Origin of the sequence: Blautia marasmi (genome assembly GCF_900258535.1) — a bacterium.
Lineage (GTDB): Bacteria > Bacillota > Clostridia > Lachnospirales > Lachnospiraceae > Blautia > Blautia hominis.
In genome coordinates this window covers 1,442,313-1,454,880 of record NZ_OIWX01000001.1, presented here as the reverse complement: position 1 = coordinate 1,454,880, position 12,568 = coordinate 1,442,313, and the positions used below count along the sequence as shown (strand labels likewise).

The window sequence follows — 12,568 nt, the reverse complement described above, 5'->3', positions numbered from 1 at the left end:
TTATATCTGTACTTGGTTATGGATATAAGCGCTTTTTGTTAGGAAAAATAAAAAACCGGTGTAACAAGTGACCGGACACGCAGTGTACCGTTACCTTCAAACCCGTTACTATTCACAGCCCTGCAAAAAACGCAGTTCTGTAAACAGTAACACGCTTCGCGATGCACAGATATGGAGCATTCTGCCCCATATGGCGCTGGCTGCCTCGGGATTTTCATGCGCAAGCGCATAAAAACACCTCGCGGGATAGCAGCCGTGAATAGTAACTCAAACCCTATCATGGAAAAAACAGTTGGGGAATGGCATTGTCAATGTAGTGCCTGCAATGATAGAATAACAGCAGAGGAGTTTGTGTGACAGTTCGGGTGACCGGACTGCTGCCGGTTCGTGACACAACCTGGAGGAAGAGATGAAAATACGAGAAATGATTTTGATCACCCTGTCAGCAGGTGTTTTGCTGTTTGCAGGATGCGGTGCAGGACAGAAGGATATAGCCAAAGAGGAGGGCGACCCATATGTGACGGCTTCCTTATTCTGCGATGTGAATTTCTGGGAACCGCCCTCTTGGAGTACAGGAGAGGGGACCATTACCGGGGATATTACCGAAAAGACAGGCTTGGCCCTGGATATTACCGTGCCGCCCCAGAATGCAGACGCACAGCTCAGTCTGATGCTGCTGAATGATGAACTGCCGGACATCATATCCCTCACGGATGAGACGACGATCAGCCAGCTCATCACATCAGGAAAGGTCTGGAACCTGGAGGAATTTTTAAAAAAGTATTGTCCGGATTCCCATCTCCTGAAGTCTTTTCCCGAAGATATAAAAAAGGAACTGATCAAGCGGGACGGCGGCTGGTATGCGTATCCCTCCCATATGAATTCCCAGGATTCCAGGAAAATCTGGAAGCCCAGTTCCAAGTTCTTTGAGGACTGGACCAACTATAATGACAACAATGCAGTCATATGGAACAGGGAACTGCTCAGGAAAGCAGGGCTGACTATTGAGGATGTGCAGACAGAGGAACAGGTTCTGGCTGCCTGGGAACAGGTGAAAAATATGCATCTGGACGTAGGCGGGGAAGCGGTGATCCCTCTTTTGGTTGATGGAAAGGGATACAGCGACCCCACCGTGAAATTTCTGGAATACACTTTTGGCGCCGAGCGGGTGGACGAGAACGGAAATTACCGGGATATCCTTCTGCAGCCTGAAGCAAAACATGCGCTTCTGTTTTTAAATGAGGCTATACGGAAAGGCTATGCATCTCCGGAACAGCTTACTTATGAAAATGCAAAGATAAAGACCCTGATGGCCAAAGGAAATGTGTTCTGTTTTATAGGCAATGTGGCAAACAGCGGCATTGATTACACCGAATGGGTCTCCTCAGGTCCCATCTTTTCCTCAGGCGGGGAGACCCCGGTTCTCGGAAAAAATCTGAGAGCTCCCACAGGCTGGCTGGGAACGTTTATCTCAAAAGACTGCAGCCATCCCGCCCAGGTAGCGGCATGGCTGGATTATATGAGCAGTGATGACGGGCTTTTATTTTGGAGCTTTGGATATGAGGGCAGTGATTATCATCTGGACGACCAAGGATATGTGGTACAGACAGAAAAAGGGGAAAAAGCATCTCTGGATTACGGGCAGACCGGGCAGGGGGCCTGGTGGATGTTTGACAACTTTTCCTGGGAGAGAAGCGTACTGCCGGAACCGAAAAAAGGCAGCAGCGCAGCAGCAGAAAAGGAGATCTTTACAGCCTACGGCAGCCATGAGAGGACAGCGGGCTATGATGAATCCCTGCTTCCCTTAACTGCGGAGGATATCCCCCCGGAGAGCGAGGAGGGGATCCTGGATGCGAAAATAAGGGAATATCAAAAGGAACAGATTCCCCGGATCATCCTGGCGGAAAGCCGGGAGGAAGCCGAAGCCCGGTATACGGAGATGACGGAAACCCTGAACAGAATGGGAATTGACAGCGTGGATGCCTATAAGAATGAGATATATCAGAAAAACTGCAGGGAGTACGGCAAGAGTATAGAGAAAATAAACGTGACAGTTCAGTAGGCCTGCATATTCATTTATAAATGAGGGAGAGGACAACTATGAGGAAGAGATTAAAAGACAGTTTATGGCTTCAGCTTATCGCCTTCACTGCCCTTATTATGTTCCTTCTGCTGGCGGCATACACTGTGACGGACAGCTATTCCAGCAGAATGCTCAGGGACCGGACCATTGATCTGAACGAAAAGATTCTGCTGCAGGTAGAAGGAAAAATGGAAGATTTCCATGATACGCTGAACCACGTAGCCACTGCCATGGCCTATGCGCCCACAACATATGACTATTTTACCATGGACCCTGTTGCGAGAGTCATGGCGTCAGAAGATCTGTCGGAGATATTTTCCAATACGGTTTTGCTGGAGAGTGACATAGCGGGGATCTATCTCTATGACACCTCTCTGAACCAGATCGCAGCCATGGGAAAGGCAGCAAATAACCCGGATTTTGTAACACTTTTGAAAAAAAAGATGGAATTTGGAGATATCTTTTATCTGAATCAGGCCGGTGTGCCTTTTTATACGGTATATTTTCCGGTCTATGATCTGAATAACCGGAAGTACGGCATTCAGATCGGCATGTGCGTGATGATGATGCGGACAGATAACCTGTCAGGGCTTCTGGAGGATTCCCAGACCACGGAGAATACACAGGTATATCTGCTGGACGGCAATGATCAGATAATCGCTTCCAGAGGAAATGACGGGCTGGAAGAGCTGGACAGAAGTATGATGAGGAGCACGGACGGCTATTATGTGAAAGTGCGCAGTGTGCGCATGGACGGATGGAAAGTGGTCAGCCGTATACCGGAAAGTGAAATGAACAGCAGCACCGAGAACGGCAAAAAATTTGTGACCACAGCCTATGTGCTGGCATTTGCCCTCCTGATACTGCTTGTATGGTTCTGTTATAAACGTTTTGTAGGGCCACTGCACCGGGTGGACCTGTTTATCCAGGGGATTGTGTACAGGCCTGAGGAGAGAATGGAGATCGGCAGGGAGGATGAGATCGGTACAGTGGTGCAAAGCCTGAATCATATGCTGGACAAACAGCAGAAGATGAACCAGGAAATCCGGGAATCCCAGAAAAAAATGTATGAGGCGGAAATCGCCAAGAAACAGCTTCAGGTTTTGGCCTACCGGAATCAGATCAATCCTCATTTTCTGTATAATACTTTTGAGTGTATCTGTTCCATGGCACTGTACTATGAGGTGGAGGATATTGCGGAGATCACCATGGCGCTGTCAAAGGTATTCCGCTTTGCCGTAAAAGGGGATAACATTGTCAGTGTGGAGGAGGAAGTCAGCTACATCCGGGAATATGCCAAGATCATAGATTACCGCTTCATGGGTAAAATAGATGTGGATATTGAGATGGATGAGACGGTGAAAGAGAAGCGGGTGATCAAACTCATGCTTCAGCCTCTGGTGGAAAATGCCGTATTCCACGGTCTGGAACAGAAAATGGAGGACGGGGAAGTAAATGTATCCATACACATGGAGGGGGAGAGCCATATGATGTTTGTGGTGGAGGACAACGGCTGTGGGATTGAACCGGCAAAACTGGTATGGATGCGGGACAATCTGGACAGCAAGCCGACCGGACAGAAGGGGATCGGAGTGGCCAACATATACCAGAGACTAAAGTTATTTTACGGGGATGACGTGGTATTTCGGATAGAGAGCAGATTGGGAGTGGGGACAAAAATCACAATCATAATACCGGATGAGGTAGAGGAAAGGGGCGGTGAAAATGTACAGGATTTATCTGGCAGATGATGAAACATGGGTGGTGATCGGTTTGAAAAAGCAGATTGAAAGATCAGGACTGCCGTTTCAGGTGATCGGGGAAGCAAACAATGGGGTGGCTGCCATGGAGGAGATTTTGGAGAAAAAGCCTGATGTCCTGATCTCCGATATCCGTATGCCCGGCCTGAACGGTCTGCAGCTTTTGGAGAAGATCAGAGAGAAAGGGTTGGATGTGAAAGTGATCTTTATCAGCGGGTACGCAGAATTTGAGTATGCGCAGTCCGCGATCCGGATGGGGACATTTGACTATCTGCTGAAACCGGTGGAGCAGGAGAAGCTGGACCAGGTTCTGGAAAGACTGCTGGGAGCATTCAGAAGCGAGCGGGGGGAGGCGGAGGAAGTATCTGCGGCGGAACCCATAAACTCCTCCATGATGAACAAGATCATCCGGGAGATACAGGAGAGATACACAGAAAATATCACCCTCTCCGGCCTGGCGGAGGCTCACGGGATCAGCACCGGTTATCTGAGCAGCCAGTTAAAGGCAGAGCTGGGACTCTCCTTCTCAGAGTATATTACCTCAAAACGAATCCAGAAAGCAAAGGAGCTGCTTGCGGATGAAAGCCTTTCCGTGGAATCCATTGCAGAGCAGACAGGTTATAATGACTATTTTTATTTCATAAAGGTTTTCAAGAAAAACACAGGGATCTCCCCCAGCAAATACAGGAAGAATCTGTAGAAATGTAACAGATTAGAAAATCCCTTCCCAATGACGGGATGCCTGCTGCCGCCGCGCATTTATACGGTCAGCGCAGTGCAGGCATGTTTGAACGATTATGTAGCATTGAACAAAAGCCGGTAAAATTTTTACCCGGAATCAAAAAAAGTACCAAAATAAAAAAATAATTACATGTGCATTCTGTGATTCTCCATTTATAATATAGATAAATCCATTAGTGATTATGACAAAGCAGCAATCTGAAAGATTTGTCTTGTAGAAAGCGGTTTCATATATTATACTGGAAGTATTACAATCTATACATTATATATGAACAGGTGAGACAATGGGAAAAGAGAGAGTTAGTATTTATCATATCGCAAAGGAAGCAGGCGTATCCCCGGCAACCGTTTCCAGGGTCCTGACAGGCAATGCCAATGTCAGCACAGAGAAGCGGATCAAGGTGGAGACTCTGATCAAGAAATATGATTTCCGGCCAAATGCCATGGCGCGCAGTCTGAGCAGTACAAAGACAAAGCTCATTGGTTTCCTGATCCCGGATATCAGAAATCCTTTTTATGCAACACTTGCCGTGGCCTGTGAGAGGGCTGCCAATGAGAGAGGCTACAGCCTGATGCTCAGCAATTATCTGAATGATATGGAGCTTCAGGAACAGAACCTGCAGAAGATGATCGAGATGCGGGTGGATGCCCTGATCATGATCGGCGGCAAAGTGGATGAGATGGTTTCAGACGAGGAGTATGTGGAGAAGATCAACCAGATCACAGATACGATCCCGGTGGTCATCACAGGCAAACTGGACGGCAGTGACTGCTACCAGGTTAATATAGATCAGAAAAAGGCCATGGAGGCTGCAATGGAACATCTCATTGCGTACGGCCACCAAAAGATTGCGCTTATTGGAGGCAGGAAAGATGTGAATTCCACTTATACAAAGCGGGTCATTTACAGAAGCAGTCTGAGAAAACATGGGATCGCATTTTCTGCGGATGACATTGTGGAGACACCGGAGTATTCCGTGGAGTGCGGGCTTCAGGTGATGGACAGGATTTTCGACAGCGGACAAGAACTTCCCACAGCGGTCATTGCCATCAACGATTTTATGGCAATGGGCATTATGCAGTCTATCCGCCGCCACGGACTTTTTATACCGGAAGACATCTCCATTTTAAGTTTTGATGACACATTTATCGCGGAATCAGAGACACCATGCCTGACAAGTGTGGGATATAATTATGACAGATTTGCCAATACTCTGGTAGAGACAGCGCTCATGGCGATCGAGGGGGAAAATCCGTCAAAAATGCAGCTCATACCCCCTAAACTGGTGATCCGTGAGTCAACGGCAAAGTATAAGGGATAAGAGAAAATGTAAACGATCTTAAAATATAGAAGAGTTAGATTATGCCCATAATGAAACGGGTTTCAATATGAGGGGCGTGAGTATCGTGGAAATACATAAAAACATCTGCAGTTAAAGGGCAGTTGTAATAAAAGAGAACAAGAACAGGAGGAAATGTACGTGTGTTTAACCTAGGAGAGTGAGTGGAAACAGGCAATTGTTGAAACCGATTTCAAAAAGAGGAGGAGAATGATGTGAAAGCAAGGAAAAATAAAACAGGAACAGCGGTCATGGCAGGTACCCAGAAGCCATTCTTGAAAAAAGTAAAGGATAACCGGACATTGCTGCTGATGTGTCTTCCTGCCGTGGTGTTTTTTATAGTCTTTAATTACTGCCCCCTGCCGGGTGTGTACATAGCGTTTACGAACTATAATTTCCGGGATGGAATCTTCGGCAGTCCGTTTGTGGGACTGAAGAATTTTGAATTCCTGATCCAATCCGGTGAACTTTGGAAATTGACCAGAAATACACTGCTTTATAATGTGGTCTTTATTGTTCTGGGCAATGTGGTACAGATCACACTTGCCGTTATGCTCAACGAAGTGCGCAACAAATACTTTAAAAAAGTATCCCAAACCATTATGTTCCTGCCGTATTTCATCTCTGTGGTATTGATCGGAGCCATCGCATTTAATATCCTGAATTACGATACAGGTGCTTTAAATACCCTGCTGCGTGAAACCGGCGGAGACCCTGTCAAGATTTACAGTATGGCAGGTATATGGCCGTTTATCATTATCTTCTGTCAGATGTGGCAGCAGACAGGATACGGTTCGGTTGTTTATTTTGCAGCGATCTGCGGCATTGATTCCGGTATGATGGAGGCCGCGGAAGTGGATGGAGCAACGAGCTGGCAGAGGATCCGCTACATCATCCTTCCAAGCCTGAAACCTACATTTATTATTCTTCTGCTCTTTGCTTTAGGCGGCATTATGAAGGGTAACTTCGGTTTATTCTGGAACATGGTAGGAAATAACTCCCAGCTCTTCCAGACAACAGATATTATTGAGACGTTTGTATACAGGACCATGACAACGCAGAACAACTTCTCTACATCGTCTGCAGTGGGGCTGTACCAGTCCATCTTTGGATTTGCCCTTGTTATGTTCAGTAACTGGCTGGTAAAACGGATCGATCCGGATTACGCATTATTCTAGGAGGTGAGTAAAGTGCAGAATCAAAATAAGACAAAGATAAAACAGGACGCCAGTACCTGGATCGTAAAAATCATTTCTTATCTGGTGATCACAGCTTTTGCGCTGATCTGTCTGCTGCCGTTTATTCTTATCATATCGGCTTCATTCAGTACGGAGAGCGTGATCATGAAGGAAGGGTTCGGCCTGCTTCCGAAAGAGTTTACATTGGATGCATATACCTGGGTGTTCCGTTTCCCGAAAATGATACTGGGCTCTTACGCAGTCACCATCCTTCTTACGGTCTGCGGAACCCTTGTGGGACTGTTCGTCATTGCCATGACCGGCTATGCCCTGCAGAGAAAGGATTTTCCCTTCAGAAATCTAATATCCTTTTTCATATACTTTACAACCCTGTTTTCCGCAGGTATGGCGCCCACTTTCATCTGGGTATCCAGATATCTGCAGTTAAAAGGTACATACTTTGCCGTGTTCTTCCAATTACTTATGACCCCGTGGCTGATCATTCTGATGAAGAACTTTGCAAAATCCGTGCCCTTTGAGATCACCGAGTCCGGTAAGATTGACGGGGCCGGAGACTTCAGGATTTTTATTTCCCTTGTTCTGCCCATGCTGAAACCGGCGCTGGCAACTGTGGGTCTGTTTCTGGCTCTGGGCTACTGGAACGAATGGTACCTCTCATCCCTGTATCTGGGTTCAGAGGTGGATTATAAGCCGCTGCAGTATTATCTGTACAACATCATAAACCAGGCCGCTGCGCTTAAGAACTCAATGGCCGGTGCCGCTGTGACGGTTGCAGACCTTCCGTCCAATACACTGAAGATGGCCACAGCGGTTGTGGCAACCGGACCGATCGTATTTTTGTATCCTTTTGTACAGAAGTATTTTATCTCCGGTATCACCGTGGGAGCGGTAAAAGGCTGATATTTTGTAACTGCTGACTGATATGAATTACCCTGTAAGGGATTTATATGAATAAAAAATATAAGAAGTGGAGGATCAAAATGAAAAAGAATACCACAGTAAAACGTACTCTGGCCCTGACCATGGCGGTATTAATGGGAGCAAGCCTGGCAGGCTGCGGAAGCAAAGGCGGTGACGGAGGTTCCAAAGTAAAAGAGGACGGAACCATTGACACTTCCAGTCATGAAGTCATCAACATGCTGGTTCTGGGAAACAAACCTTCCAACGGCAGATTAGATGAGGTGCTGAAAGGGTTAAACAAAGTCCTGACTGAAAAAGTAAATGCAGAGCTGGAACTCACTTATGTTGAGTGGGCTGACTGGCAGACACAGTATAATACACAGCTTTTAAGCGGTGACGCATCCCTTGACATTATCACAACCGCTACAGACTGGCTGTACGGATGGGAAAATGCGCAGAAAGGTGCATTCCTGCCCCTGACAGAAGATATGCTGAAGACATACGCACCGAAGACCTGGGAACAGGTTGACGCTGACGGCAACTGGGATATCTGCAAATTGAACGATGAGATCATGTTCATCCCTGAGGATAAATACACCCAGTATACAAACCATGGAATGATGTACCGTGGAGACTGGGCAAAAGAGGCAGGCATCACGGACGGAACCATCACAAAATTTGACGAACTGACCACATATTTCAAATATGTAAAAGACAACAAGCCGGATGTTGTTCCGTGGGATGCAGGAAAGAATAACCTGGGAAGCCTTCTGGAGCCATACATTTTATCTAATACAAATTACCGTCCGCTTATCGGATGTAATGCAGGTAACTATGAATTCTGGTTTACCTCCAAAGAAGATCCTTATACCGTTTCTTCTCCGTTCATGGAAGACGATGCCATCTATGAAGCTGCAGATATCATGAAAGAATGGAATGAGATCGGCGTATGGCGTGAGGATGCCCTGAACTATGACGGCGATACCAGAGTGGAAATGTATGCAGGTACCTGCGCGGCAGACCAGCACCACAGCCAGACTTACTATTCACAGGTAAAACCCAACATGGATGTAAAACAGCCGGGTTCTGATGTGAAAATGTATTACTGGGGACAGGAAAACAACAATGTGGCAAAACCACTCAAGACTCACGGCGCCGCAGCGATCAGCGCAAACTCCAAACATCCGGAGAGAGCATTGATGGTATATGATCTGCTGCGCAACGACGAAGAGTGCTACCGTTACATCAACTATGGTGTTGAGGGAACAGACTACATTGTGACAGAGGACGGCAAGCTGGATTATCCGGAAGGATGGGATGAGGCAACTGACAAAGTGGATGCCAACTTCTGGTGCGGACGTAACGATGACCTGGAGCTGCAGAATGTAAGCTGGTGGGATGGCACACAGGATATGATCGACAACTATGATAAGATTGCATATGACTATGAATTTGAAAACCTGATCATTGACAAAAATGCAATTGAGACACAGCAGGCAGCCATTGCCAATGTATTATCTGAATATCTGCCTCAGCTTGGTTATGGTAAATATGATGATCCCCACAAAGCCATCGACGAAATGAGGGAAAAGATCAAAGCAGCCGGCTATGAAGAAGTAAAGGCATCTATCCAGAAAGATATTGATGCATTCAGAGGCGAAAAGTGATAAAATCATAATTAGGAAAATTTAGTAAAACGCATGGGAATACCAATACTGGCGCAGCAAAAAGTGCCCGGCATTTGGCATTCCCATTTGCCGTATGAACAAATGAAAGTTCAGAAAGGAGTAACTGTGGAAAAATTTGAAATAAAGGATGATTTTTATCTGGACGGAAAAAAGATCAAGATTATTTCCGGAGGGATGCATTATTTCCGTGTGGTTCCTGAATATTGGAGGGACCGACTGGAAAAATTAAAGGCTTTGGGATGTAATACGGTTGAGACCTATATTCCCTGGAACCTTCATGAGAAGGAGAAAGGTGTGTTTGATTTCAGCGGTATTCTGGATATTGCCCGTTATGTGAATACGGCCCAGGAGTTGGGACTGATGGTGATCTTAAGGCCGTCTCCCTATATCTGTGCGGAGTGGGAATTCGGCGGACTTCCCTATTGGCTTCTGCGGGAGGACGGTATGCGCCTTCGCTGCATGTATGAGCCTTATCTGCAGCATGTGAGAGAATACTATGAGGAGCTTTTTAAGGTCATTGCGCCTCTGCAGTATACCAAGGGCGGTCCGGTCATTATGATGCAGGTTGAGAATGAGTACGGCTACTATGGCGATGACAGGGAGTATCTGGAATACATGAAGGATCTCATGACAGAATGCGGATGTGAGGTTCCTCTTGTCACTTCAGACGGTCCGTGGGGAGACGCCTTTGACTGCGGAAAAATAGACGGTGTCCTGCAGACTGGGAATTTTGGCTCCAAGGGAAAAGAACAGTTTGCCATTATGCGTGAGAAGATAGGGGACAAGCCCCTTATGTGCATGGAGTTCTGGGTGGGCTGGTTTGACAACTGGGGTGTGGAATGCCATCAGACCGGAGATCTGGATGAGCATGTGAAGGATTTGGACGAAATCCTGTCTGAGGGGCATGTGAATATTTATATGTTTGAGGGCGGTACGAATTTTGGATTTACAAATGGCTCCAACTACTATGATGTGCTGACTCCGGATGTGACTTCCTACGATTATGATGCCCTGCTGACTGAGGACGGCAGGATCACACCCAAATATGAAGCGTTCCGCCGGGTTATCAGCAAATATGCGGAGATACCGGAAGTAAGTCTGAGTACGGAGATAAAAAGAAAAGACTACGGAACGCTGAGGACAGCCAGAAAAGCCGGGCTTTTCGGAAACCTGAAAAACATAGCCTCTCCGGTTGACTGTGTATATCCTCAGTCCATGGAAAAGCTGGGCCAGGGATACGGCTACATCTTGTACGAAAGTCCGTTGAAATACGAGGGACCTATTGAAAAGATCCGTCTGTGGGGCGCCAATGACAGAGCAAATATGTTTGTGGATGAAAAGCCTGTACTGACACTGTATGACAGGGAACTGCTGACAGAGTATGCGTTTGAGGATCCGATCCAAAAGGGGGAAAAAATCTCCATTTTGATGGAAAATATGGGCCGCGTCAACTTTGGGCCGGCTCTGGAGCAGCAGCGCAAAGGAATCGACAGAAGCGTGCAGATCAACGGCCACCAGCATTATCACTGGACAGAATACTGCCTGCCAATGGAAGATTTAAGCGGTCTCGATTTTGAGGTCCCGATCAAAGCGGGAGAGCCGGGATTCTATGAATTTACATTTGAGGCTGACGAGACAGGGGATACCTTCCTTGACTTTACCGGATGGGGAAAAGGCTGTGTGCTGGTCAATGAATTTAATATCGGACGTTTTTGGGAGATCGGTCCGCAGAAGCGGTTATATATACCGGCCCCGCTGTTGAGAGAAGGGGAAAATACGATCCTTATTTTCGAGACAGAGGGAAAGGCGCCGGGCAGCATCTCACTTTGCGGTGAACCGGACCTAGGATAAAGAGATGTATTATGAAATAAATGCCAATATCCTGCCGCAGATCAGGCTGGTGGACACAGCCGTGCTGGAGCCGCCCTATGTACACAGAAAGCGGCAGCCGGATGAATATATTTTGTATATTATGAAGCAGGGGGTGCTGTACCTGAGGGAAGAGGAAAAAGAGTATGAACTCAGGGAAGGAGATGTACTTCTGCTGGATACGGACTTTGTGCACGAAGGACTGAAGGCCTCCGAGTGTGAGTATTATTATATCCATTTCCGCCATCCTCAGATCTACAGAAGAGAGGTGCAGCCGGGTTTTATGGAGAATCTTCTGCGAATCCGGGGAACCTGCCTGCAGCAGGACAGCGGTTCCCATAAGCGGTACAGAGATGACGTCCTTTGGCTGCCGAAACACGTTTCTCTGGGCAGAAAGGGAGGATATCTGCGGGTACTGAAGCTGATCCAGGAGGCCATGGAACAGCATAGAAACCAGATGGAGAATTATAAAGTAGCGTGTGAGTGCCGCTTTATGGAGGCCCTGGTGGCAATCTCCAGGGAGGCCTTGTCTTCCTGGACGGCCAGGCCCACCCACGGGATCCCATCCTCCTATCACCGGGTCCATGAGCTTTTGAATTATTTGAATGAGAATTATCACAGGCAGATATCAGGTGCAGGAATTGAGGAGGAGTTTTCCTGTAATTTTGATTATCTGAACCGGGTATTTAAAAAGAACATCGGAAAAACCATCTTCGCCTGCCTGAATGAAATACGCATACACCGTGCCATGGAGCTGCTGGCTACCACTTCCATGAAGATCTCCGCCGTGGGATACCGGGTGGGGTTTAAGGATGACGGATATTTTTGCAAGGTGTTTAAAAAGTATACCGGGATATCACCGGGGCAGTATGGGGCTTTGGCAGGGGTGAGGGAGATGGAGTGTGAGGACGGTAACGGAAATTTACAATAAAGTGACATAATCTCATGACAGCATGTTATAATACTTCATATGTAACTGTTCAGTACC

At 47.0% G+C, this 12,568-nt stretch carries 9 protein-coding genes; all 9 read left to right on the top strand.

All coding sequences use genetic code 11. From position 1 onward, the window contains the following. Positions 1-409 precede the first annotated feature (409 nt). Positions 410-2,062: a type 2 periplasmic-binding domain-containing protein gene (locus C6P39_RS06460; RefSeq protein WP_104803199.1), complete on the top strand. Its 1,653-nt coding sequence runs from the start codon at positions 410-412 to the stop codon at positions 2,060-2,062. Between the two features lie 38 nt (positions 2,063-2,100). After that, positions 2,101-3,834: a sensor histidine kinase gene (locus C6P39_RS06455; protein WP_158661475.1), complete on the top strand. Its 1,734-nt coding sequence runs from the start codon at positions 2,101-2,103 to the stop codon at positions 3,832-3,834. Next, the gene (locus tag C6P39_RS06450; RefSeq protein ID WP_095175553.1) at positions 3,809-4,543 is read left to right on the top strand and encodes a response regulator transcription factor; all 735 of its coding nucleotides are present in this window, start codon (positions 3,809-3,811) and stop codon (positions 4,541-4,543) included. Before C6P39_RS06455 ends, C6P39_RS06450 begins: the two co-directional genes overlap by 26 nt. Positions 4,544-4,868: 325 nt before the next feature. Further along, entirely contained in the window at positions 4,869-5,906 is a 1,038-nt protein-coding gene (locus C6P39_RS06445; RefSeq protein ID WP_104803197.1) for a LacI family DNA-binding transcriptional regulator, read from the top strand. A 233-nt stretch (positions 5,907-6,139) separates the two neighbouring features. Further along, entirely contained in the window at positions 6,140-7,102 is a 963-nt protein-coding gene (locus C6P39_RS06440) for an ABC transporter permease (protein WP_242986957.1), read from the top strand. 12 nt (positions 7,103-7,114) lie between these two features. Then, on the top strand, positions 7,115-8,023 hold the full coding sequence (locus tag C6P39_RS06435) for a carbohydrate ABC transporter permease (RefSeq protein ID WP_104803196.1): 909 nt from the start codon (positions 7,115-7,117) through the stop codon (positions 8,021-8,023). Positions 8,024-8,103: 80 nt separating this feature from the next. Next, positions 8,104-9,690 carry an extracellular solute-binding protein gene (locus tag C6P39_RS06430; protein ID WP_104803195.1) on the top strand — a complete coding sequence of 529 codons (1,587 nt, stop codon included), beginning with the start codon at positions 8,104-8,106 and terminating at the stop codon, positions 9,688-9,690. Between the two features lie 126 nt (positions 9,691-9,816). After that, positions 9,817-11,562, top strand: a complete 1,746-nt coding sequence (locus C6P39_RS06425) for a glycoside hydrolase family 35 protein (RefSeq protein WP_104805871.1) — start codon at positions 9,817-9,819, stop codon at positions 11,560-11,562. A 4-nt stretch (positions 11,563-11,566) separates the two neighbouring features. After that, entirely contained in the window at positions 11,567-12,511 is a 945-nt protein-coding gene (locus C6P39_RS06420) for an AraC family transcriptional regulator (RefSeq protein ID WP_104803194.1), read from the top strand. Positions 12,512-12,568: the final 57 nt, after the last annotated feature.

Excerpts from the sequence above, each read along its gene's own strand:
- C6P39_RS06445 (WP_104803197.1), top strand. The coding sequence starts at position 4,869 with ATGGGAAAAGAGAGAGTTAGTATTTATCATATCGCAAAGGAAGCAGGC.
- C6P39_RS06420 (WP_104803194.1), top strand. The coding sequence starts at position 11,567 with ATGTATTATGAAATAAATGCCAATATCCTGCCGCAGATCAGGCTGGTG.
- C6P39_RS06450 (WP_095175553.1), top strand. The coding sequence starts at position 3,809 with ATGTACAGGATTTATCTGGCAGATGATGAAACATGGGTGGTGATCGGT.
- C6P39_RS06455 (WP_158661475.1), top strand. The coding sequence starts at position 2,101 with ATGAGGAAGAGATTAAAAGACAGTTTATGGCTTCAGCTTATCGCCTTC.
- C6P39_RS06460 (WP_104803199.1), top strand. The coding sequence starts at position 410 with ATGAAAATACGAGAAATGATTTTGATCACCCTGTCAGCAGGTGTTTTG.
- C6P39_RS06430 (WP_104803195.1), top strand. The coding sequence starts at position 8,104 with ATGAAAAAGAATACCACAGTAAAACGTACTCTGGCCCTGACCATGGCG.